Genomic DNA, 23602 nt, shown 5'->3' on the forward strand with positions numbered 1-23602 from the left:
CGTGAGTTCAACCTTCGGTGAAACCGGACACAAAGCCACCTCCAGCCGCATTCGCGCCACAGCCTTTGCGTCGAAGGTGATGGCCGCGTCCGACGCTGTGAAGTTCATTCACCCCGGCGACACGGTCGCGATCAGCGGTTTCGCAAGCGCCGGTACTCCCAAGGTGATCATTCCGGCGCTGGCCGAGCGCATTCACCACACCCGCGGCAACGGATCTAACTTCACGATCAATCTCCTGACCGGTGCTTCGGTGTCCACCGAGACCGAAAGGCTGCTCGCCGAGGTCGACGGAATCGCGCTGCGAATGCCGTATCAGTCCGAGGCCACCGCGCGTCGCCGCATCAACGACGGTCGCATGGACTACGTCGACATCCATCTCTCCCACGTTGCTCAGCAGGTGTGGGAGGGCTACTACGGCAATGTCGACGTCGCGGTCGTCGAAGTCGCCGGTATCACCGAATCAGGTGAACTGATTCCCTCCGCGTCGATCGGCAATAACAAGACGTGGCTCGACGTCGCAGACAAGGTCATTCTCGAAGTCAACTCCTGGGTGCCCGAGGCGATGGAAGGCATCCACGACGTCTACTACGGCACCGCGTTGCCGCCGCATCGCAAGCCTCTCGAGATCACCCGCGTCGAAGACCGGATCGGCCAGACGACATTCCGAGTGGATCCCGCGAAGGTTGTGGCCGTTGTCGAGACCGACTGCCGAGACAGCGCGAGCCCTCTCACTGCACCCGACGCCGTCAGTGAGGCGATCGCCGGCCACGTCCTGGAATTCTTCGACTTCGAGGTGCGCGCCGGACGGATGCCGGTGGATACCTTGCTTCCGCTGCAGGCAGGCATCGGCAATGTTGCCAACGCGGTGCTCGGCGGTCTCGATCGGGGGCCGTACCGCGGCCTGACCTGCTACTCCGAGGTCATCCAGGACGGGATGCTCAAGCTGATCAAGGACGGAACCGTCGCGCATGCGTCGTCGACGGCTTTGGCGCTCACCGACGAGGGCATCGAAGAACTGACCGCGAACATCGACTTCTACCGCAACCACATCACGCTCCGTCCGCAGGAAATCAGCAACCACCCAGAGGTGGTGCGCAGACTCGGAATCATCGCCATGAACGGCATGCTCGAGGCCGACATCTACGGCAACGTGAACTCGACGCACGTCATGGGGACGAAGATCATGAACGGAATCGGCGGCTCGGGAGACTTCGCTCGTAACGGCTACGTGTCCATGTTCCTGAGCCCGTCGACGGCCCGCGGGGGTGAGATCTCGGCGATCGTTCCGATGGTTCCGCACGTCGACCACACCGAGCACGACACTCAGGTGTTGGTCACCGAGCAGGGGTTGGCCGATCTGCGCGGTCTGTCTCCGCGGCGACGCGCGCGCCTGATCGTCGACAACTGTGCTCACCCGGAGTTCCGGCCACTGCTCCGCGATTACATCGCTCGCGCCGACGCTCAGCCGGGCGCGGGGCAGACGCCGCACATCCTGGGCGAGGCATTCTCGTTCCATCAGCGGTACATCGACACGGGTTCGATGCGCTTGTCCTGACCTTCCGATCGGTGCTTGTACGATCTTCGGACGCCGAGCAAATCAGGAGTGAAGAGCGACATGGCTCGACCGTCGAAACCGTTGATCAGCCGAACCACCGCAGTTGCCGCAGCAATCTCGATTATCGATGCCGAGGGCTTGGACGCTTTCAGCCTTCCGCGTCTGGCTAAGTACCTCGACGTCAAAGCTCCGTCGTTGTATCACCATTTCTCCGACAAGAACGAGATTTTGACGGAGGTTGCGCGAGCAATCGTGTTCGAGACCAGGATTCCGCGTCAGCCCGCGTCAGGTGATTGGCAGGACTGGGTTGTCGCGTACGGCTTGAACTTTCGGGATGTGATTCTGCGTCACCGCAATGCCGCGCCGGTGATGTTGCAGTTTCTTCCGCGAGACCTCGTGACTGACATGTTCGAGGCTGCAGCAGATTACCTCGAGGGTTCGGGAGTTCCTGTGCGGCTGCATGTTCAGATCCTCGACGGCCTCGAGAAGCTGACCTTGGGTGTCACCCTCACTGAGGCGATGAGGCCCGAGGCCAAGCGTTCCGCCGTTTTTGCCAACGTAGATCGAATTGCCCACCCGGTCCTCGACGCCGCGCTGAAGTCGAATCAACGTACGCCCAGGCAGTTGTACGAACAGATGATGCGAAGTTTCCTCTACGGGGTTCTTCACGCCGACCAGGTGGATAACTCGATCTGATCAAGCGGCAGGTACAGATGCCTTTTCGCCGTCGACGGCAAGGGCGACTGATTCCTTGGTATTGCGAACCTGCGCGTATGCGATCGTTGCGGCGGCGAGCAGGGTCGGTACGACGAAGAGGAAGAAGATGGATTCCGTCGTCCAGGATCGGTCGACGAGTAGACCGATCCCCAACGGCGTCACGATACTTCCGATGCGGCCGAGTCCCGCTGCGATTCCGAGAGCGGAGACACGTGCTTCGGGGCGGAAGAGGATCGGCACCATGACATACAGGCCGGTGTAGGCCGCGGTCATACACAGCCCGAGCAGAGCTGACGCCACCAGCGCGGGGCTGAGTTGAGTCGAGACCAGAGCGAGGACGCCGAACAGTAGCGAGCCGGCGAGGATGAAGCCCATGGTGATCCACATCGAGGCGAATCGAAGGGCCAGGCCGGCGAAGACCAGCGTTCCGAGCGCGCCGCCGAGCGAGAACATCAGTCCACCACTGATTCCGGCGTTGTTGGACATGCCGGCAAGCTTGAGAAGTTTCGGTGTCCAGGTATTGCCGAAGAAGTATGCGATGTTGACCAGGCCGAAGACGATGCATGTCGTCGCCAGGGCCCAGGACTTCAGGTGAGCCGATCCGGAGACGTTCGGTGACCGCCGCACAGGTGTCGTGTGATTACCCGTGGCCGGGACTCCGGTCAGTTTCATCTTGGAAATCAGTTCGTCCAGCTTCTTTCGCGACGACTCGGTTCCCTTGGCGGCGAGGAAGTCCGGCGATTCTGGGATTCCGAAATAGGCCACACCCGCCATTATCGCCGTGACGACCGCGCCGAGCAGGAATGCGGAGTGCCAGCCGTACGTCGACATCAGCACCGCTGCTCCGGCGCCGCCGAGTACACCCCCGAGTGGAATGCCGATCGCGAACAGCGCGATGAGCGTCGAGCGCTTGCGTGCAGGTGCGTACTCGCCGACGATGATCGGCGAACTCGGGATGATGCCGCCCATACCGACGCCGGCCAGCAGACGCGCAAGCGCAAGTTGTGTGACGTCGCCGCTCGCTGCGGACAGTAGAAGACCGACTGTGATGACGACCAGCGAACCGATCAGCAGGGGGCGGCGCCCGTATCGGTCGCCGACCGGTCCCAAGGCGATCGAGCCGACCGCCATGCCGATGAGGCCGGCGCTGAAAAGCATGCCGGACTGGGTGCCGGATATTCCCCAGTCGTCCGTGATCGGCAGTATGGCGAGTGACATCGAAAGGATGTCGTATCCCTCGGCCATGTTGACCAGCGTGCACAGAAGGATTACCCGTATTTGGAGTCTGCTGAGTGGAGACGCATCGATCAGTTCGCGTGCTGAAGCCATCGTGTTCCTTAGTCGGAAGGGGTGGTTGCGGGTGTGACTTGGCTTGTGCGCTCGGGTGATGTTCACCAGCAGCAGTTTTCGAGTGGACACTGAATCGATGTGCCTCAAGTCACATCGGTTAATCTAACGCAGTTCGGTTAAATGGTCAACGCATGCGCCTTCGGTAAACCTAATGGCGTATGGTTTAGTGTACGAGACGGGATGATTCTGCTGAGTCTGTTCGACTGTTAGCTCTATTCTGTTGTTGTGCAACAGTTTTGCAGTTGTCGATGGTTGACAGGTCGGCCGGGGGAGCTTACGTTTCGCCGAGATGTAAACAGTTACTGACAACTTCCTGGGACGCTGCGGCCCGCAGGAAGGAAGGAATGGTTTCCCATGGCCCTCTCCGATTTCTTCGACCAAGGGTGGAGCGTCGATCCCGCTGCCATCGCATATCGTCACGGCGACGTCGACTGGACGTTCGAAGAAGCAGGTTCGCTGTCCTGTCGTGTCGCGAACGCGTTGCTGCGAGACGGAATGAAGCCGGAAACGAAGATCGGCGTTCTCTCTCCCAATGATCCAGCGGCGTGGTTATGCGTCATCGCTGCCTGGCGTGCCGGTGGAACCTGGGTGCCTCTCAATCCGAACAGTCCGATCACGGACAGCATCGGATTCGTCAACCAGTTCGATTGCGAGATTCTCTTCTATCACCCTGCGCTTGCAGCAGCTGTAGACGAGATTCACGCTGCAGTCGGCGACCGCATCCAGTACATCCGCCTCGAAGGAGAAGCGGACGCCGCCGAGTGTGTTCGTGACTACGCCCGCGCATTGACGGACTGGCTCGGCGATTCTCCGTCGACGCATCCGAGGGTCGACGTTCCGCAGGATTCCGTGGCGATGATTTCGCCGACCGGCGGTACGACAGGCGCTCCCAAGGGCGTGATGAACACCCACCGCAGCTTCTCGATGTGTGTTGCGCAGCTGATGCTTGCCATGCACTATCGCGCCGACGAGAAGGTGGTCAACCTCGCGGCTGCCCCCATGACGCACTCCGCCGGAATGCTGACCCTGCCGGCAACTGCCCGCGGCGGCGCCGTCGTCGTGTTGAAGCGGCCGGATCCGGAGACCCTGCTCGAGTCGATCGACCGATACAACGTCACCGACCTGTTCCTGCCTCCCACCGTGATCTACCGGTTGATCGAACATCCGGATCTGGCGAACTACGATCTCACGTCGCTGCGGTACTTCCTCTATGGTTCTGCCCCGATGTCGGCCGAGAAGCTGCGCAAGTGCTTGAAGGTTCTGGGTCCGGTGATGATCGAATGCTTCGGCCAGACGGAAGCTCCCGGCTCCATCAGTTTCCTGCGCCCCGAGCAGCACTTTGTCGACGGCGAGATCGCCGACGACGCCCGATTGCTGTCTTGTGGTCGGCCGTCGCCGTTGATCAGAGTCGAAATCCGCGACGACGAAGACAACGCGCTTCCGAGCGGTGAGCGTGGCGAAATCTGCGTACGCGGAGACCTGGTCATGAAGGGGTACTACAACAACCCCGAGGCGACCGCCGACACCATACGTGACGGTTGGCTTCACACCGGCGACATCGGATACCTCGACAACGAAGGGTTTCTGACGCTCACCGACCGCAAGAAAGACATGATCATCTCGGGCGGATTCAACGTCTTCCCAGCTGAGGTCGAGCAGGTGATCTGGTCGCACCCCGCTGTGCAGGACTGTGCCGTCATCGGCATTCCGGACCCGGAATGGGGCGAGGCCGTCACCGCTGTCGTCGAGCTCAACGAGGGCGCAGAAGTAGGTGCCGACGAGCTGATTGCTCTGTGCCGCAACAAGCTCGGAGGTGTTCGTAGTCCCAAGCGAATCGACTTCGTCGAACGACTCCCGCGCAGCGTCAACGGGAAGGTCCTCAAGAAGGATCTCCGAGAACTCTACTGGGCTGATCAGGCTCGACGAGTCTGAAGAACAGGACTGACGAATAATGCACCCTTCGTTCGACGATGCCGCCCTGCGATGTGAAGGCACGAGCATCAGACTGCTGGCTTCGCAGTGCAGTCGGTGCGAGAACATCAGCTTCCCTTGCCGTGAGCGTTGCGCCAAGTGCTACGCCCCGGCGACCCAGATCGAACTGGCCGAGTCCGGTACCGTCTTATCGCATTGCACTGCAGCATTTCCGATTGCCGGAGCGCAACCTCCCGTGACCATCGCGCAGGTGCGTATCGGTGACGCCGACATCGAAATTCTGGGAGTCAGTGCCGATCCCGTTCGAATCGGTGATGTGGTTTCCGTTGTTCCCCGGAGTGCGGGCACGGAAGACTCACTGTTCACGACATACGGTTTCGAAAAGGAGTCGCGCGATGCGTGAGGTATACATCTCGGGCGTCGGAATGACGCCGTTCGTTTCCAAAACGACGACACCGCCACATGTTCAGGGTGGACAGGCGTTGAACGCGGCCCTCGGGGATTCCGGACTGGACTGGGCTGAAGTCGGCCTGCTCGTGGTCGGTGCCGTCGGTACCGGAATGTCGACCGCTCCGCTGGTTCTGCACGAAATGGCGTGGACCGGGATTCCTGCTGTTGCGGTAGAGAACGCATCAGCTACCGGCACAGCGGCTTTCGAGCAGGCCCGCGCTGCTGTGGCATCGGGGCAGGTGGAAACTGCCGCGGTGGTCGGAGTCGGAAGCCTCGGTGCTCTCTTGATGAGCCGCGCTGCCGAAGGGGAACGTGAACCGGACTTGATTTCTGTATCCGGCATGGCAGTTCCTGCTGTTCCGTTTGCGTTGATGAAGCAGGCCCGCATGCATCGACACGGCGAATCGGCCGACGCCAGCCTCCTGGTGGTGGAGAAGAACCTCTTCAATGCAAGCCGAAACCCCATGGCGCAGCGTAACAAAGCATTGACGATGGACGAGTTGAAAGCTGCACCGATGCTGGTGGATCCGCTCCGGCGCGTCGAATCCTGCCCGATCGGTGACGGCGCAGCAGCAGTCGTCATCACCAGCAGAAAACTCGCGAACGCCAGTCGGGCCGTCCGAGTGGCTGCCGCCGTAGCGGAGACGGACAAGTGGCACGGGGCTGCCGCGTTCATGCCTGATCTCGGTGTGACCAAGCGGGTCTCCGCCCGTGCCTACGAGCAAGCCGACATTCGCCCCGACAACGTCGACGTCGTAGAGGTTCACGAGGCTTTCAGCGTCGAAGAACTGCAGTACATCGAGGATCTCGGGTTGGCGGCGGAAGGGAAGGCGTCGTTCGCGATGGCAGACGGCGATTTCCACATCGGAGGCCGTGTCGCGGTCAGCCCCAGCGGTGGACTGATCGGCCGTGGGCATCCCGGTGGAGCGACCGGCCTGTCCCAGTTCGTCGAGATCACGCAGCAGATTCGTGGGCAGTCCGGGGTCCGTCAGCACGACGGTGCGCGGATCGGATTCGCGCAGATGATCGGAGCCGGCGGAGTGAGTTACGCGCACATCCTGGTCGGCGAAGACTAGCGGTTCCGGTACGACAGTCCCCCCGCCTTCGGAACGTGGTGGAAGAATGCGGGGGGTGAACACAACCGGAGTACCCACAGAAGTGCTTTCCTGGGTAGCCGCGGCAGGGGCGGACGACGCCGGTGGCCTACCCGTCGAACTGCTGGGTGATTTCCTGGACGTGCTCAGTGTCGCCGTATGCGAGGGGAAGCCGCTGCAGCGTCGTCAGCTGCATCGTTTCCGTGCCCGCGGTGAAGAAGCGGCGCAGCAGGGTGTCGCCCTGCGAGCCCTGCTCGATCTGTATCTCTCCTCGGCTTGGCGCCTGTGGCGTGAGCTCCCCGCTGTTATTGCGGCACAATCGGATCCGACTGCCGTGGTCTCGGCCGGCGAAGTCATGCTCCGCGCCGTCGACGATGCCGTCGCCGAACTGGCCGAAGGATTCCAGTTGGCCAGGCGATCTCTGGTCCGCTCGCAGGTATCGGCACGCCGTGAGTTCGTCGACGACTTGTTGACCGGCGGAGCCGATGTCGTCGGATTGTTAGGTCGTGCTTCGGGATTCGGGCTCCATCTCAGCGGTCCGCATGCCGTCGCGGTCGTGACCGCGACGCGCGAGTTCACCGACGACAATCCCTTGGTGCGGGCCGTCGAACGTGCCGTGCTCGGCAGCAAGGGTGACGCCGACGCGTTGGTTGCCAGCAAGAGCGGCAAACTGGTCGTCGTTTTCGCGGCGCCGGACCGTGATGCCGTCGACCACGTGCTGGCGGGTATTCGGTCGGCTCTCGGACCGGGAACCGATGACGACGGGCGAGTTCAGTTGCAGCGGCGTGCTTTGGACGGCACCTGGCAGATCGCTGTCGGGCGCCCTCGCACCACCGCTTCGGGCGTCGTGGCGTCGTACCGGGAGGCGCTCGACGCACTGGACCTGGCGCAGCGCCTGTCGTTGACCGCACCGATCATCGATGCTCGTGACCTGCTGGTCTACCGCGTTCTGGTCAACGACAGGCCGGCGGTCACCGACCTGATCCACACCCTGCTCACCCCGCTGCTCGAGGCACGCGGCGGCGCTGGGCCGATGATCGACACCCTGCTCGCGTACTTCTCCGCCGGCGGCAATACGGCAAAGACCGCCCGAGACCTGCATTTGTCGGTCCGGGCGGTCACGTACCGCTTGGACCGTATCCGTGAACTCACCGGCCAGAACGTCAACGACCCCAACGACAGCTTCGCGCTCCACGCTGCCGTGCTGGGCGCGAAGTTGCTCGACTGGCCGGCCACGGAGCTGGCCTGATCAGCTGGTGCGCGCCCGTTCCTCGTAGGCAGCACGGGCCGCGGTGTCGACGTCGCCGAGAAACTGCGTCTCGACGCCGAACAGTCGGCTCAATGCCTCGTAAGGCCGTCGGGGCACGAAACCCTGTGCCTGGACAAGCAGTCCGGACACTCGCGTAATGCGCACGCGTGGTCGAGGTTTGGTGATCAAGCCGACGATTGCTTCGGCGATTTCCTCCGGCTGAACCTCACGGAAACCCTTCATTCCCGAAGTCCCGGAAGTGAGTTGGGTGTTGGTGAGCGTCGGCAGTACGGACGAGACGTTCACTCCGGTGCCACGAACTTCCTTGCGGACAGAATCGGTGAAGCCCAACACCGCATGCTTGGCGCCGCAGTACGTCGACAAACCGGGGCACGGGAGTTCGCCGGCAAGCGAAGCGATGTTGATGACGTGTCCACGTCCGCGTGGAAGCATCCGTCGCAGTGCGAGTTTGGTTCCCGTGATCACGCCGAGGACGTCGATCTCGATGATGCGTCTGGTCACGGTGTCGTCCTCGTCGACGATCCGTCCGACCGGCATGATGCCCGCATTGTTGACCAGTACGTCGATCGGGCCGAGTTCACCTTCGACGGTGTCGAGGAAGTCGAAGAACGACGCGGGGTCGGTGACGTCGAGACGCCCGAACGTACGGATGCCCAAATCTTTTGCAGCCTGCGCGAGAGTGGCTTCGTCGATGTCGCCGATCGCGACCCTCGCGCCCAGGCTGATGAGCCGTTTCGCGGTGGCGTATCCGATGCCCCTGGCGCCACCGGTGATGACCACTACCTGACCGTCGAAAGGCTTGTTCATATCGCGAGCGTCTCCAAAAACTAGAGGGATGGGATTGCAGTGACGTAAATCTGCAGCGACGTGAAACTGCAGTGAGATGTGATTGTGGACCAGTTGAAGTTGGGTAGATAGGGCTTGTTGGCCGAACCAAGGCGATAGATTTATGACTAAGTCACAATTCGGGGAGGCGCCATGGAAACATCGGAGTTGGACGGCTGGATTGCGAATCTCGCACCCATCTATCTCCAGCCGGAGGTGATCGACGGTTTCGTCCAACGCATCGACGACGCCATTGCCGAGGCCAATCCCGAGGTAGCGGCTGATCGGGAGCTACGACGCGATGTGGATGCGAGCACCGCGGCGCAACTCCGCGTCATCGTGGCGGCGATCGCGGGCGGTTCCCAAGAGGTCACGCCGCCGGCGGAGTCGGTTGCGCTTGCACTCACCGTCGCTCGGCGCGGTATGGATCTTCGGGTCCTGCTCAAGATCTACGGCGCCGGACGCCTCGCGATGCTGGGTTTCGTCGACGAGTCGATAGAGGCACTCCCGATCGGTCCGGAACTCAAACGCGCACTTCTCGTTCGAGTGTGGGGTTCGGCGATGAGATGGCTGGAAGTGACCACCGAATTGTTGGTCGCGACGTACGCGAAGGAGCGGGAGAGCTTGGCGCGCGGCGCTTTTGCGCGTCGGTCCGAGACGGTGCACGCGATTGTCGCGGGCGAAGCCCTTCACTCCGACGAAGCGTCCCGGATCCTGGACTATCCGATGCGGCGCCACCACACGGCGTTTGTTCTCTGGACGGACGACACCGACCCGGCTGCAGACGTATTGGCGCGGTTGGACTCGTACGCCCGTACCTTTGTCGACGAGTCCAATGGCGAGCGTGTTCTGACTTTGCCTTCGGGCGCGCGTGAGCTGTGGTCGTGGGTCGCGCATTTCGACGGCCAGGAGTGGGCGTCACATGTTGATGCCCGGCATTCGGATCTTCGCGTTGCAGTGGGAGCGAGCGGTTACGGAATGGAAGGATTCGCTCGCAGTCATCGCGAGGCGCTCGCCGCGCAGCGCGTGGCGGTCCGTTCCGGGGGCTCGCCGGGTATCACCGTCTACGAGGATGTTCAGGTTCCCTGTCTGCTCACCGAAGATCTGGGCGAACTGCGTGAGTTGGTGGCTCGGGAACTGAAAGGCCTGGCCGGCGCGGACGGCGTCACGACGCGCATCCGTGACACCGTCCGGGTCTACTACGAGAACAACTGCACCGCGGCCGCTACTGCCGCAGCCCTCGGCCTGCACAAGAACACCGTGCGGTATCGACTCGATCAGGCCGAAAAGCTACTGGGTCGCAGCGTCGACCAGCGTCGGCTGCCGACGGAGTTGGCCCTCATCGCACTGGAGAGCTACGGAGCCACCATCGCGCCGGCGCCGTGATTCGCTACTGCATGTCATCGAGTCCGGGGAGCGAGTAGCCGGAGTTGTCATCCCAATCTGCGGGGGTGTCGTCGAGTGAAACGTCCCAGTCGGCGTCGGGCACCGCTCGCCGGAGTTCGGTCAGTGCGTTGAACCAGTAGACGAGTGACGGAATCACCTCGGTCGGATCGCTCGAGATCTTGGTCGAGCCGTTGAGCAGAGTGTTGGGGATATCCGACGGGTAGAGGTCCAGGACCTCGTAGTCGAACGGAAATTCGTCGTTGTGGACGGCGATGAGTCGGTCGACTTCGGCCTTCTCGTCGTCGGTCAGCGGTGTGGAGCGGACGGCGGAGTAGTACAACGAGGTGCTCATGTTTGCCAGGCTAGAACAAGTTGCCTTCCAACGGCGGTTTCGGATGCAACACCTTTAGATTGCATGATCTCGGCAACTTTAGATACAAAAGTCGTCGATATTTCGACAGGGGTGGATAGAAGTCGGCAAGGAACACTGGAGAAGACGGCGAGACGGCCGTCCGAACCCAGTGAAGGAGCTCCCCGTGACCGCAGTCATCAGTGCCATTCGGGTAGGTGGTCAGCGATGAACGTTCCCATGTGGGCGTGGGCCGCGTTCGCCGCAGTCATCGTCGTCATGTTGCTCATCGACTTGCTCGCCCACCGCGGCGCGCATGTCATCGGCTTCAAGGAAGCGGCCTGGTGGAGTGCACTCTGGGTCGGTTTGTCTCTCGTGTTCGCGGTGGTTGTCACCCTGACCTTGGGGGTGAACTCGGGCGTCGAATTCACAACAGCCTGGCTGTTGGAGAAGAGCCTCTCGGTCGACAACCTCTTCGTGTTCGCCCTGATCTTCGGTTACTTCAAGGTGCCCCGTGAGTACCAGCACCGTGTGCTGTTCTTCGGTGTCATCGGCGCCCTGATCTTCCGCGGAATCTTCCTCGCTGCCGGCGTTGCCGTGGTCAGCAAGTTCACGGCCGTCCTGTTCGTCTTCGCCGCCATCCTGCTCTACAGCGCTTACAAGCTGCTCAAGGACGACGACGAGAGCTTCGATCCGGGTACGTCGCTGGCAGTTCGCCTGCTGCGCAAGATCATGCCGGTTCGCGAGGAATACGCGGGAACCAAGTTCTTCGTCAAGGAAGCCGGAAAGCGCGTCGCAACACCGCTGTTCGCCGTCGTCGTCGCCATCGAAGCCGCCGACCTCGTGTTCGCAGTCGACAGCGTCCCGGCAGTCCTGGCAGTGAGCGACGACCCGTTCATCGTGTACTCCAGTAACGCGTTTGCGATCCTGGGTCTGCGTGCCCTGTACTTCCTGCTCTCGGGTCTGCTCGAGAAGTTCCACTACCTCTCCAAGGGTCTGTCGATCATCCTCGCCTTCATCGGCGTGAAGCTGATCATGCAGGCCAGCCACAAGGTGATCAGCACGTCGATCCCCGAGATCCCCTCGCTGGTCAGCCTCGCGGTGATCATCGTGGTCTTGGCAGGCTCGATCATCCTGAGCCTCAAGAAACCGCTACCGCAAGAGCCTGAGGCCGAAGAGGTTGCGTCCGGTGATGCACCGGTCGACCTCGAGAAGACAGGCCCGAATGGGGGCGTCGAGTCTTCCGACATCGCGCTTGCTGCCGACGAGCACGACGACGATGACGACAAGGTGGATGCTCGCAGTAGGAGCTGACGCCTGATCGGCTGAACCGAATCGAAAAGGGAGACCACACAACGAGGTGTGGTCTCCCTTTTCGTTTCTCACGACTTCTCGTAACCAAACAGACCACTGATCGGGAAGGTGTGTTCTCACTCGGCCGCGCGCGATCTACCTTGGCGGATGCCCGACGTCCGAGATCAGGAGTGCACATGACAATTCACGCGGAAGTCATCACCATGCTGGCCACGCTCAACGCCGCATTTCCGGATGTCACCAGCTTCGAGCCGTCGGAGTTGCGCGCTCTGCTTCGGAATCGACGCGCCCCGTTGGAGCGGCTTCCCGATTTGCGTACGGTCGAAGATCTCGCAATCGAGGGCCCCGGTGGAGATCTGGCGATCCGCGTCTACCGCCCGCACACTTCCTCCGACGCCGGACCGCTGGTCGTCTTCGCTCATGGCGGAGGCTTCGTGTTCTGTGACCTGGACAGCCATGACGAATTCTGCCGGTCCATGGCGGAAGGGGTTGGCGCCGTCGTCGTCTCCGTCGATTATCGTCTGGCCCCTGAGTACCCCGCGCCGGCAGCACACGACGACGTCTACGCCGCATTGGAGTGGGCGACGAAACACGCGGCACAGTACGGCGCAGACCCGAGCAAGATAGTCCTTGCCGGCGACAGCGCGGGCGGCAATCTTGCTGCGACAGTAGCCATCGCCGCTCGCGATCGTGGGGGGCCGGCGGTTGCGGCGCAGGTTCTCATCTATCCGGTGATCGACGACGATTTCGACACCGAGTCCTACCGTCTCTACGGTACCGACCACTACAACACGACCACGGCCATGAAGTGGTACTGGGACCAATATGCTCCCGAACGCCGAGATGACGTGCGGGTGATACCCACTCGGACAGAGTCGTTCGCAGATCTTCCAGCTGCTGTTGTCGTGACAGCCGAGCTGGATCCGCCGTGCTCGTCCGGTGACGAGTACGCGAAACTGCTTGCCTCGGCCGGCGTCCCCGTGCAGCATCATCGCTTCGACGGGTTGTTTCACGGGTTCCTCACTATTCCGTCATTGTCGCTCACAGAGCCGGCACGCCAGAAAGTTTGGGCGATGATCCGCGAGGTATCAGCCGCCGCTCGATAGGATCTCGTCGCCCAGTTCGCCGAAGGTATGGCAGATTCTTTCCCGCACAATGACTTCGGTGCATTCGGGATCGAACCATCGATCAACGACGCCCCAGTGGATCGGATGATCGAGGTATTGGGTCTGCAGTGATTCGAGGTCGGTGAACTCCTGCTCCCACACATGGGTCCACGGTGCTTCGTCACATGCGGGTGTTGCGCCGGTCGCCGCACTCACCCGACTGAGTCGCCAGGCAGCGATCGAGGAGATATGCCCGGGCATCTTCAGCAAGTCGCTTTCGAAGCGTTCGATTTCGTCCTCGGAGGTAGTGGGTTCAACGCGAATCAGCAACGCTCGATACACCCCGTTCGGGCCCGTGGCGCGCGAGCGACCCTCGGTTCCGGAAACGTACTCGGCGCCGTGAAAGCGTTCGATGGCATCGTGGTGAAGTTCGGCGTCGACGGAATCGCTAACGGCCCGCCACGCGGCTTCATTCGCGAACTGAAGATAAACGATCAGATCTCCGCCGTTGATGGCGCCGGGCAGAGTAGCGGTGACGAGATGGCGAACTGCGCCCGACGATTCTGCCACTGCTGCAATGGTGTTCACCGCATTCGCCCAGCCGTCCGAGTCCGGGCTGTCGGCAGCAAAAACAACCCTCGTGACGTTATACATCGGCCAGTGCCTCGACGTCGTCGGCAGCAGCAGCCATGGTGCGGCTACGTTCGCAGATGAGTGGTTCCATGGCATCCCACCACTGCCGAAGCGTGGTGTCGCCGCGACTCAGGCGAGTCATTGCCCACCAACCGGAGGTTCCGTCGACGGTCCACGTGATAGTCACGACGTTCGGTTCGTACTCGGACCACAACGGCGGACTGACAAGTATGTTGTCGAGGGTCAGGCTGCGTCGCCGGGCGCTCGGCAGGTAGCCGGCACGCCATTCGTCGACGAACTTCTGCCCGCATCCGGGATTCGTCACGATCCGGTCGATCACGTAGAGAGTCTCACCTGCCATGTGCGCAGGCTACGGTGCACCTAACCCTCTGCAGTACTTCCGATCTCACGCAGCGGGAGGTTGTTCGGAAGCGGACGGGGAGTGTGCCGGTCGCAGCCCCAGCCACCCCACAAGTCCCACCAGAACGAAGGCAACGCCCGCGGTCGCGAACGTGACGGTGAAGGCAGATTCGCTTGGCATCGCCGGAACACCTTCAGGGAGGTTCGCGATTGTCATCGACGCCAGAATCGTTGTCACTACTGCGCTGCCGATGGCGCTGCCGGTGGAACGTGAGATCGAGTTGATGCCGTTGGCGATGCCGCTCTGATGATGCGGCACATTGGACATGATGATGGCGGGCATGGCTGCATAGCCGAGGCTGAGGGCGGCGCCGATCACCATGCCCGCACCGATGACCGACGCGGTGTGCGTGTGGTCGAACGCGAGCCACGCAAACGGCACCGCGCCCAGGATCGCAGTGAGTCCCAGAACGAATCGCGGCCCACGCAGCCTGATGAGACGACCGCCGATCGGGGCGGCGATCAGCGAAACTATCGCGCCAGGCAGCAGGAATTCGACCGACGCACGCAGAATGCTCGCGTCGAAGCCGTATCCGGTGAGATCGCGGGGAAGTTGTGCGAGATACGAGATCCCGAGGAAGTTCGCGAACATGCCGAAGCCCACCACGACGCCGGCAAGATTTGCCATCATCACCGGGCGGTGGACGAACATCCGCATGTCGACAAGCGGCTCGTCGACGATCTTCTCGATCCACACCCAGACTGCGAACATCACGATCGAGGCCACGAAAACACCGACGGTCAAGGGCGACAACCACCCCCATTGGTGGCCTTGAGAAATCGCCAGAAGAAGCAGAAGTAGTGCCGCGCCCAGACTCAGCGCACCGATGAGGTCCACGCGCCCACCGCTTTTGTGCGTGGTGGGCGGGACCAGCGTGGCGACGGCAATCAAGGCCAGCACTGCGAATCCGGTGGCCATCCAGAAGGCGTTGCGGTAGTCGGCATCCGGAGCCGATGTGAGCAGACCGGTGGCCACGAGGGCGAGACCGCTGCCGAACGCGAGAGTTCCGCTGACCAGGGCCATGGCGCCGGGAAGCTTCTGTGGTCGTATCTCTTCGCGCAAGACCGAGAGTGCGAGAGGGAAGATCGCGGTGGCTGTTCCCTGGAGTACACGGCCGAGGATCAGCAGTGGCAGATTGTGCGCCAATGCCGCGACAATCGAACCGATCACCATGACGACGAGGACGCCGACCAAGGTGCGCTTCTTGCCGTGCTGATCGCCGTAGCGCCCCAGCAGGGGAGTAAAGACGGCAGCGGAAAGCAGGGTCGCCGTCGTCACCCAACTGACGCCGGCGGACGAGGCTCCGAGGTCGGACTGAATCCGTCCCAGGATCGGAACCGGCAGCGTCTGCATCATCGAGACGATCATCGCTGCCAGGCTCAAAGCGCCGATGATCACGGCCTCCCGGCGCGGCGATCTTGCTACGGACTGGTCCGGGGAATCGGTGGCAGTTGGCGTAGCGCTGGGGCTCGCGGCACTGCTCGTCGTAACTGTGTTCGTCAACGGGTCCTTCTCGGGAACAACAAGAGAAAATGCTTAATGTGGCGAAGTAATTTTCTCTGGATGGTAAGTCCGCGAGATCGATCCCGTCAATGCTGGTCAGCGACCGAGTGGGACATGCCCTGTGAATTCGTTCTAGAAGGGGTAGACCGGGAGTGCACTTTGCGCCGTCACCCACTGTGTTTCCGTGAAGGCATCGAGGTTTGCACCGATACCGCCGACACGGCCGCCGTTACCCGAAGACGCCATGCCGCCGAACGGGATGACGGCTTCGTCGCCGACCGTCTGATCGTTGATGTGGACCAGGCCGGTGGGAATCTGTTGGGCGAGTTCGAGTCCGCGCATGGCGTCGGAGGTCAGAATGCCCAGCGACAATCCGTACTCGGAATCGTTGGCTATGGCGACGGCTTGTTCGACGGTGGCGAAGGAGGTCACCGGTGCGACCGGCCCGAAGACCTCGTCGGCGAAGGCCGGCGCGGCGAGTGGGGTGTCGGCCAGCACGGTGGGCCGGTAGAAGAGATCCTCGTAGGTGCCGCCGGCAGCCAGTTTTGCTCCGGCCGCGATGCTTCCGGTGACCAGAGAGTGGATGTGGTCGCGTTGTTTGGCGTCGATGATGGGTCCGAGTGCGACCTGACCGGTGAACGGGTCGCCTACCGGAAGCTTGTCGGCGTGTTCGGCAAGGAGTGCGGTGTAGTCGGCGGCGATACTTTCGTGGACCAGTTGGCGGCCGGTGGTCATGCAGATCTGTCCCTGGTGCATGAACGATCCGAAAGCGCCGACAGATGCGGCCTTTTCGAGGTCGACGTCATCCATGACGATCAGCGCATTGTTGCCGCCGAGTTCAAGATGAGCGCGCTTGAGATGGCGGCCCGCCAGTTCGCCGACCGCGCGTCCAGCTCGGGTCGACCCGGTGAATGCGATGACGCGAACGCTCGGATGAACCACGATTGCCTCACCGGCGTCAGCGCCGCCCGGCAGCATGCTGAACACTCCGGCGGGCAAGCCTGCTTCTTCGAAGATGCGAGCGAGAACCACACCGCCGCAGATCGCCGTGCGCGGGTCAGGCTTGAGGATCACCGAATTGCCCAGCGCCAGTGCGGGAGCGACTGCACGGATCGACAAAATGATGGGGAAGTTGAACGGCGCGATGACGCCGACGGTTCCGACGGGTACGCGACGAGAGAAGCTCAGCCGAGGTTGCTCCGAGCGCAGAATCTCACCGACAGGGTGTGCGGCCAAAGCTGCTGCGTTGTAGCACTCTTCGGCAGCGGTGTGGGTTTCCAGCCCGGCCTTGGCCGGGATGCTGCCGGCCTCGCGGATTACCCATTCGCCGATTTCGTCGGCGTACTGCTCGAACAGTTGACCGGCGCGGCGTAGAACGGCGGCTCGTTCGGTGTATGGCCTTGCTGCCCAATCCTTCTGAGCTGCAGTAGCTTTTGTTGCAGCGGCTGCCACGTCGTCGGGTGTTGCCATGCCGACCGTCGTCAACTGCTTGCCGGTGGCCGGCTCGACGACAATACGATCGTCGGCGCTACCGCGAACCCATTCGCCGTCGAAGATCTTCGATTCCCACACAGGGGCGCTCAGCAAACGCGTCATGGCTGCTCCTCGGTAAAGGGATGCAACCGCGCGCCGCATCACATGGTTGCTCACCACGTTGCTCTGTGAGGGGGTCGATCGCCATCACACTTTCACTCAGTGAAAGACGGATTCATGGCGTCCTTGAGTGCTTGGATCAGATCGGCAAACTCAGCGGAGTGGGTAGCGCCGCTGCGGGTCACTCCCGAGACGGGAATGCGCAAGCGGCCGTGCGATTCTCGCATGAAGCTGATTCCAGCGCGTGGAGATTCGCCTGCGGTGATCGAATAGAGCAGGGTCCAGGCGCGCGGGTTGGTGATCACGTCCAGCGTGGCTGTGTGATCGCTCGGAATTGCGGGGCCCAGTTGGACGCGTCGATCGATCTCGCGGAATGCGTCCTCGACCACCTTGTGAATGAGCACCTGACTTTGGCGCGGCGGCAGGAGCAGGGGATATGCGGCCAGATCATTGAGGTCGACGCTTTGCTGGCCGGCTAGGGGGTGTCGGCTCGACATGACGACCAGCAGATCTTCGACGCCGAGGTCCAGAGGTTCGAGTCCGGGGCGGTCGACGCCGCCGCGAATCAGGGCGATGTCCGCGTCACCGGAGGCCACAGCGTCCATGCGGTGGGCAAAACTCTTGATGACGAACTCGACGTCCAGGTCCGGATGAAGTTCGCGCACGTGTGCGATGGCGTCCAGCGTCTGAGCGGCAAAGCTCATGTTTCCGGTGATTCGGATCCGGGCTCTCGGGTCTCGTGCGACGGAGTACGCCATCGTTTCGAGACTGAGGACTTGCTGCGCGATGGGCACCAGTCGCGATCCTGCCGGGGCCAGGCGAACCGCCCGGGTCGAGCGCTCGAAGAGTGTCGCCCCGAGCTCCTTCTCCAGTCGTGCGACCTGATGGCTGATCGCCGACTGCGAGATGAAGCAGCGTTCGGCAGCGCGACTGAAGCTCAGTTCCTCGCTCACGACGAGAAAGTACTTGAGTTGGCGGAAGTCCATGAGGACAGCTTACTTATGAGCAATCGAGATAACAGTCTTGCGAATACTCCAGCTAGCTGGACCCGACCCATGATCAGTCCATACCGTAATAGTCATACTTTCAATTTGGTTGAGGAGTTCGTTGTGGATAGAACAGCTGCGGGTCGCGCCGACATCGACGCGACTGGACACGAGAAGACTCAGGTTGTGATCGTCGGTTCGGGATTCGGAGCCCTCGCCGCGGCCAAGACCCTCGCGAAGTCCAAGACGCCGTTCGTTCTCATCTCCGCCACCACTGAGCACCTCTTCCAGCCGCTGCTCTACCAGGTGGCGACGGGTGTCCTGTCGGCCGGCGAAGTTGCTCCGCCCATCCGCACGATCCTGCAGAAGTACCCCAACGCCGACGTACGCCTCGGCCGCGTCGTCGAGGTCAACGCCGAAGAGAACACCGTCGTCTACGAAGCCTCGGGCACCCGCCACACGCTCGGGTACCGCTCGCTCATCGCAGCCACCGGTGCCACGCAGGCGTACTTCGGGCATGACGAGTTCGAAAAGGTCACCTACAAGCTCAAGACCGTCGAGGACGCCGAGGTACTGCGTAAGCAGATCCTGCGTTGCTTCGAGGAAGCGCACACCACCAACGACGCGCTGGTTCGCCGTAACCTGCTGAGCTTCGTTGTCGTGGGTGCCGGCGCGACCGGCGTCGAGCTCGCCGGACAGATCAAGGAACTGGCGCGTCGCTACTTTGCGAAGGCCATCAACAACATCAGTGCCGACGAGGTCACGGTCACCATGGTCGAGGGCGCCGGCGTTGCGCTTCCGGCCTTCGGCGGCAAGCTCAGTGAGTACACGCAGGCCTCGCTCGAGAAGTCGGGTGTCGAGGTAGTCCTCAACACCATGGTCACCGCCATCGACGAGCATGGTGTCACCGTCTCTTCGGCAAAGACCAAGGAAGAGAAGCGCATCGACGCCGAGACCGTCATCTGGTCGGCCGGTGTACGCGCCAACGACTTCGCCGCAGTGCTCGGAGAGGCAACCGGTTGTGAGAGTGACCGCGCAGGTCGTCTGCTCATCAATCCGGACTTGACCGTCGGCGGGTTCGCCAACGTCTTTGCCATCGGCGACATGACTTCGCTCAACGGTCTGCCCGGTCAGTCGCCCGTTGCGATGCAGGGTGGCCGTCACGCCGCGAAGACTGTGAACGGAAAGGTCAAGGCCGGAACGCCTTTCAAGTACTTCGACAAGGGCAGCATGTCGATCATCAGCAGATTCAGCGCTGTATGTCGCGTCCGCAAGGTCGAGTTCAAGGGCACGATCGCCTGGTTCATGTGGCTGGCCGTGCACGTGATGTATCTGGTGGGCTTCCGCAACCGGTACGTCGCTGTGATGTCGTGGTTCGGTTCGTTCATCGGTCACCGTCGTCCGCACTTCCACTACGCGCAGGAACCGATGAAGATCGAGGCCGCGCCGCCGGTGACCGAACGCGAACCGGAATTGGCGCACTCCGCGTAGCTACGCACCGCCTGAACACGTTTCGCCTGATGCCAGTCACAGTGGATTCTTAGTGGCACTGCCCTGTCACACTGTGTGAATGGCATCAGGCGACCGTTCGTTGATCGGCCGGGCATTTATCGTGCTCGGTGCCTTCGACGCGAAATCGCCGCGGTTGACGCAGTCGGAGATCAGTCGTCGCAGCGGTTTACCTCTGCCCACCGTTCATCGGCTGTGTGGGCAGTTGGTGGCCGAGGGCGCACTCGAGCGTCGGAGTGACGGCAAGTACCAGGTCGGAGTGCGGTTGTGGGAGATCGGCGCTCTTGCTCCAGGGGCGCACGGGCTCAGACAGGTGGCGTTGCCGTTTCTCGAGGACCTGTACGAGGTCACCCGGGAGAACGTGCAGTTGGTCGTTCGTGAGGGTACCGAGGCTCTGTACCTCGAGCGCTTGTCCTCGCGTAGCGCTGTCACCGTTGTCGGTCGCGCCGGGGGAAGATTGCCGTTGCATGCGTCCAGCGGTGGACTGATTCTCCTCGCGCACGGCGGAACCGAACTTCTCGACGACGTCCTCCAGGCAGGTCTCGAGTCGTTCACTCCCAAAACCATTACGTCCGAGCGGATTTTGCGAGCAACTCTCGACGAGATCAGACGCACCGGGTTTGTCGTCTGCCGTGAGTATCTGAACGTCGGAACCCTTGCCGTCGCCGCTCCAGTACGCGAAGCCGGTGGCAATGTCGTCGCAGCAGTCTCGACAGTTGTTCCGGTGGAGCAGGATCCGGCTCCTTTACTGCCGGCCTTGGTCGCGGCCGCCCGTGGAATTTCACGCGGGCTCGGTGGCGGCGGACTTGGATAGTTCGTATTCGGTCTTTCACTGAGTGAAATTACAGCTGTTCAGGGGAGTGATCGTGGTCGATGGTGGTCTCAATCGTCACTCACCTCAGGAGTTCTCTGTATGTCTTCTTCGCGCACCCAGGTCGGAATCGTCGGTGGTGGTCCCGCCGGGTTGATGCTCTCGCATCTGTTGCATCTGAAGGGAATCAATTCGGTAGTCCTGGAATGTCGCACCCGTGAAGAGGTAGAAGGCACCATTCGTGCCGGCGTGCTCGAACAGAACACGGTTGATCTCATGGTCGAGACCGGACTCGGTGATCGACTGAAGCGGGAGGGCCTCGAACATCACGGAATCGAGCTGCGATTCGGCGGGCGAGGGCACCGAATCGCGTTCGACGAATTGACCGACGGGAGCGCCGTCACGGTGTATCCGCAGCACGAGGTGCTCAAGGATCTGATCGCGCGACGTCTTGCTGACGGCGGGGACATTCGATTCGGAGTGTCCGACGCGAAAGTGCACGATCACGAATCGGATCGCCCGAGCATCACTTTTGTCGACTCGGACGGAAACGACCAGAAGCTCGAGTGCGCCCTGGTGGCCGGTTGCGACGGATCACGTACGCAAACGCGAAAGCTGATTCCCGAACCGTCGATCCGAACGGATCATTTCCGCCAATATCCCTTCGCGTGGTTCGGCATCCTGGCCGAGGCTCCGCCGTCATCGGAAGAATTGATCTACGCCAACCATGAGCGTGGGTTTGCACTGATCAGCACGCGGACGCCCGAGGTGCAGCGTCATTATCTTCAGGTCGATCCGGACGACTCCGTGGACAACTGGTCCGACGATAGAATCTGGGACGAGCTGCACATGCGCGTCGACGGCGAGGGCGCAGAGATCAAGGACGGCAGGATCTTTCAGAAATCGATCCTTCAGTTCCGCAGCTTCGTTTGTGAACCGATGCAGCACGGCAACCTGTTTCTTGCCGGCGATGCGGCGCACACCGTGCCGCCGACCGGTGCGAAGGGTATGAATCTCGCGATCGCCGACGTTTACGCTCTGGCGAAGGCAATGGACAGTTTCTTCACCGCGTCCGACCGAAAGATGTTGGACGGGTACACCGAAACGGTGCTGCCGCGTGTGTGGCGGACGCAGCACTTCTCGTGGTGGATGTCGTCGATGCTCCATCGCTTGCCAGGCGACAGCGGTTTCGGGCATCGCCGTCAACTGGCCGAGTTGGACATGGTCACGCGTTCGGTCGCCGGACGAACGCTGATCGCCGAGAACTACGTCGGAACGCCCTTGATCTAGAGAGCTGTCGCAGATTTTGCGGTGCGTAATCAGTGGAGCGGGGTGCCTTGATGGTGTACCAGTTGCCATCCGATCGGGGCGCGGCGCCACAGGGATGTGCGCCGCGCACGATGTCGATCGTGATCATCGCAGAGGTGGGTGTCGAGTTTCCAACATCCGTTCTCGGAGACTGTCGTAGATAGGTGCCGACCCTGCCGCGGTGGCGACGAATACCGCTGCCGCAGTGGCAGCGAGCATCGGGACGAGCGTCGACGTCACCGCTGTCATCTCGACCACGATCACGATGCCGGTGAACGGTGCGCGCACTACAGCGCCGAAGAAGGCAGCCATGCCGATGGTGGCCATGGTGACCGTGAGCCCGGCGTCCACTCCGGGCACGAAGCTCGACAGTCCGGTGAAGATCGACCCCCAGAGTGCGCCGAGTGCGAGTAAGGGAGCGAACAGTCCGCCGGGAGTTCCAGCGGCATACGAGAGCGGGCCAGTGAAGAACCGAACCGCCAAGTACAGCAGCAGGATCGGCAGTACGAAGGTCCTTCCGCCGACGATCATCTGTGCAAGAACGTCGCCGCCCCCACTGGCCAGCGGGTCGAGGAACAGCGCCAGGCCGATGGTGGCGCCGATCGTTGCGCCGATGACAGTCGGCGGGATCCTGTCGAGTCGTGCAACGGCGTCGAGTAGACCCAGAATCAAGCGGTTGTAGGCGATACCGAGTAGCCCCGTGAGGATTCCGAAGACGACAAACAGTGGCAAGAGTGCGAGTTGAGGCGTCGGGACGGTGCCGACCTCGAAATCGGGTTGGTCACCGATGACAAGTCGTGCACAGCCCACCGCGACCGAAACACCGAAAAGTGTTGGCAGCACGGTGCGCAGCCGAAATGAGTGCGTCACCTCCTCGCAGACGAACAGTGCCCCGGCGATCGGCGCGTTGAACGCGACGGCGAGTCCTGCTCCGGCCGTGGATGTTTGCAGCATGGCGACGTCCGGTTCGGCAAGGCGGGCCCGCCGTCCCGCTTCTGCCCCGATCGCCGCACCCATGTGTACGGTGGGGCCCTCGCGGCCGAGAACCAGACCGGAGCCGATCGCCAAGAGGCCGCCGATGAATCTGGCAGGCACGAGATTGATTCCCGGCGGTTTCGCTTCGCCGCGGGACACCGCCTCGACGTGCTGGATGCCGCTTCCCTTTGCGAGGGGGACTCGTCTGACGATCAGTACGGCCAGCACGGTGCACAAGGCCACCAGGACGACCGGCACGAGCCACCCGACGTACGGAACGTGATGCGCCCAGTTCACGATCGTCCGACGGAGTTCGTCGGCCCTGATCAGACACCAACGGAACGCGCCGCCGACAAATCCGACCCCGACGCCGGCGACCGCAGCGAGAAGGCACAGCAAACTCAGTCCGCGGTTGGAGTCACGCGGTTCGGTGCCGCCGTCGTCCTCGGTCATCGTGATCAGCCCTACCTGATGGTCACAACTCGCGACAGGTGAATTGAGCTTGCTCACCTTGG

21 protein-coding genes are annotated in these 23602 nt (G+C 62.1%); 12 read left to right on the forward strand and 9 right to left on the reverse strand.

Translation table 11 applies throughout. The features are described from left to right. Window position 1 precedes the first annotated feature (1 nt). Both AC1DVN_RS25210 and AC1DVN_RS25215 read left to right on the forward strand, forming a co-directional pair. Window positions 2-1555 carry an acetyl-CoA hydrolase/transferase family protein gene (locus tag AC1DVN_RS25210; RefSeq protein ID WP_021331695.1) on the forward strand — a complete coding sequence of 518 codons (1554 nt, stop codon included), beginning with the start codon at window positions 2-4 and terminating at the stop codon, window positions 1553-1555. 60 nt (window positions 1556-1615) lie between these two features. After that, window positions 1616-2251: a TetR/AcrR family transcriptional regulator gene (locus AC1DVN_RS25215; RefSeq protein ID WP_031333860.1), complete on the forward strand. Its 636-nt coding sequence runs from the start codon at window positions 1616-1618 to the stop codon at window positions 2249-2251. Here the strand turns inward: AC1DVN_RS25215 and AC1DVN_RS25220 are convergent, their stop codons facing one another. Beyond that, complete coding sequence (locus AC1DVN_RS25220; RefSeq protein WP_020971159.1) at window positions 2252-3601, reverse strand: MFS transporter; 1350 nt, start codon at window positions 3599-3601, stop codon at window positions 2252-2254. It abuts the gene before it with no gap. A 375-nt stretch (window positions 3602-3976) separates the two neighbouring features. On the opposite strand from AC1DVN_RS25220, the gene AC1DVN_RS25225 reads away from it, so the two are divergent. Genes AC1DVN_RS25225 through AC1DVN_RS25240 form a run of 4 tightly spaced genes read left to right on the forward strand, consistent with a single transcriptional unit; the run spans window position 3977 to window position 8347 of the window. Continuing rightward, on the forward strand, window positions 3977-5554 hold the full coding sequence (locus tag AC1DVN_RS25225) for an AMP-binding protein (protein WP_069145398.1): 1578 nt from the start codon (window positions 3977-3979) through the stop codon (window positions 5552-5554). 19 nt (window positions 5555-5573) lie between these two features. Further along, a complete protein-coding gene (locus tag AC1DVN_RS25230; protein ID WP_020971157.1) occupies window positions 5574-5957 on the forward strand; it encodes a Zn-ribbon domain-containing OB-fold protein in 384 nt (127 codons plus the stop codon). Further along, entirely contained in the window at window positions 5950-7080 is a 1131-nt protein-coding gene (locus AC1DVN_RS25235; RefSeq protein ID WP_003942932.1) for a thiolase family protein, read from the forward strand. Before AC1DVN_RS25230 ends, AC1DVN_RS25235 begins: the two co-directional genes overlap by 8 nt. A 55-nt stretch (window positions 7081-7135) precedes the next feature. Further along, window positions 7136-8347, forward strand: coding sequence for a PucR family transcriptional regulator (locus tag AC1DVN_RS25240; protein WP_283567247.1), 1212 nt, complete (start codon window positions 7136-7138; stop codon window positions 8345-8347). On the opposite strand, the gene AC1DVN_RS25245 is transcribed toward AC1DVN_RS25240, so the two are convergent. Next, on the reverse strand, window positions 8348-9175 hold the full coding sequence (locus tag AC1DVN_RS25245) for an SDR family oxidoreductase (RefSeq protein ID WP_019745803.1): 828 nt from the start codon (window positions 9173-9175) through the stop codon (window positions 8348-8350). It abuts the gene before it with no gap. A gap of 171 nt (window positions 9176-9346) precedes the next feature. On the opposite strand from AC1DVN_RS25245, the gene AC1DVN_RS25250 reads away from it, so the two are divergent. Next, entirely contained in the window at window positions 9347-10579 is a 1233-nt protein-coding gene (locus tag AC1DVN_RS25250; protein ID WP_019745802.1) for a PucR family transcriptional regulator, read from the forward strand. Between the two features lie 4 nt (window positions 10580-10583). Here AC1DVN_RS25250 and AC1DVN_RS25255 read toward each other — a convergent pair whose 3' ends face one another. Continuing rightward, window positions 10584-10931 carry a hypothetical protein gene (locus tag AC1DVN_RS25255; RefSeq protein WP_020909514.1) on the reverse strand — a complete coding sequence of 116 codons (348 nt, stop codon included), beginning with the start codon at window positions 10929-10931 and terminating at the stop codon, window positions 10584-10586. A 225-nt stretch (window positions 10932-11156) separates the two neighbouring features. On the opposite strand from AC1DVN_RS25255, the gene AC1DVN_RS25260 reads away from it, so the two are divergent. Together AC1DVN_RS25260 and AC1DVN_RS25265 are read left to right on the forward strand one after the other, a co-directional pair. Further along, window positions 11157-12242 (forward strand): TerC family protein, encoded by a 1086-nt coding sequence (locus AC1DVN_RS25260; RefSeq protein ID WP_477994327.1) that lies wholly within the window; start codon window positions 11157-11159, stop codon window positions 12240-12242. 176 nt (window positions 12243-12418) lie between these two features. Then, entirely contained in the window at window positions 12419-13348 is a 930-nt protein-coding gene (locus AC1DVN_RS25265; RefSeq protein ID WP_020971152.1) for an alpha/beta hydrolase, read from the forward strand. Here AC1DVN_RS25265 and AC1DVN_RS25270 read toward each other — a convergent pair. The 5 genes from AC1DVN_RS25270 to AC1DVN_RS25290 all read right to left on the reverse strand — a co-directional run bounded on the left by AC1DVN_RS25270 (window position 13331) and on the right by AC1DVN_RS25290 (window position 18484). Next, entirely contained in the window at window positions 13331-14002 is a 672-nt protein-coding gene (locus tag AC1DVN_RS25270) for a Dabb family protein (RefSeq protein ID WP_084325884.1), read from the reverse strand. The two genes, AC1DVN_RS25265 and AC1DVN_RS25270, sit on opposite strands and share 18 nt — an antisense overlap. Continuing rightward, window positions 13995-14342, reverse strand: coding sequence for a hypothetical protein (locus tag AC1DVN_RS25275; protein ID WP_133727281.1), 348 nt, complete (start codon window positions 14340-14342; stop codon window positions 13995-13997). Before AC1DVN_RS25275 ends, AC1DVN_RS25270 begins: the two co-directional genes overlap by 8 nt. Window positions 14343-14387: 45 nt before the next feature. Beyond that, on the reverse strand, window positions 14388-15905 hold the full coding sequence (locus AC1DVN_RS25280) for an MFS transporter (RefSeq protein WP_020909510.1): 1518 nt from the start codon (window positions 15903-15905) through the stop codon (window positions 14388-14390). Between the two features lie 132 nt (window positions 15906-16037). Then, window positions 16038-17501, reverse strand: a complete 1464-nt coding sequence (locus tag AC1DVN_RS25285; protein ID WP_133727280.1) for a benzaldehyde dehydrogenase — start codon at window positions 17499-17501, stop codon at window positions 16038-16040. Between the two features lie 92 nt (window positions 17502-17593). After that, complete coding sequence (locus AC1DVN_RS25290) at window positions 17594-18484, reverse strand: LysR family transcriptional regulator (protein ID WP_019745794.1); 891 nt, start codon at window positions 18482-18484, stop codon at window positions 17594-17596. A gap of 123 nt (window positions 18485-18607) precedes the next feature. Between AC1DVN_RS25290 and AC1DVN_RS25295 the strand changes: the two genes are divergently transcribed. The 3 genes from AC1DVN_RS25295 (at window position 18608) to AC1DVN_RS25305 (ending at window position 22094) form a co-directional block, all read left to right on the forward strand. Continuing rightward, on the forward strand, window positions 18608-19975 hold the full coding sequence (locus tag AC1DVN_RS25295) for an NAD(P)/FAD-dependent oxidoreductase (RefSeq protein WP_019745793.1): 1368 nt from the start codon (window positions 18608-18610) through the stop codon (window positions 19973-19975). A gap of 79 nt (window positions 19976-20054) precedes the next feature. Continuing rightward, a complete protein-coding gene (locus tag AC1DVN_RS25300) occupies window positions 20055-20807 on the forward strand; it encodes an IclR family transcriptional regulator (protein WP_019745792.1) in 753 nt (250 codons plus the stop codon). 99 nt (window positions 20808-20906) lie between these two features. Beyond that, on the forward strand, window positions 20907-22094 hold the full coding sequence (locus AC1DVN_RS25305; RefSeq protein WP_477994328.1) for a 4-hydroxybenzoate 3-monooxygenase: 1188 nt from the start codon (window positions 20907-20909) through the stop codon (window positions 22092-22094). A 123-nt stretch (window positions 22095-22217) separates the two neighbouring features. Here AC1DVN_RS25305 and AC1DVN_RS25310 read toward each other — a convergent pair whose 3' ends face one another. After that, entirely contained in the window at window positions 22218-23540 is a 1323-nt protein-coding gene (locus AC1DVN_RS25310; RefSeq protein ID WP_477846041.1) for a ClC family H(+)/Cl(-) exchange transporter, read from the reverse strand. Window positions 23541-23602: the final 62 nt, after the last annotated feature.

It is taken from the genome of Rhodococcus sp. P4_E4, assembly GCF_056401575.1.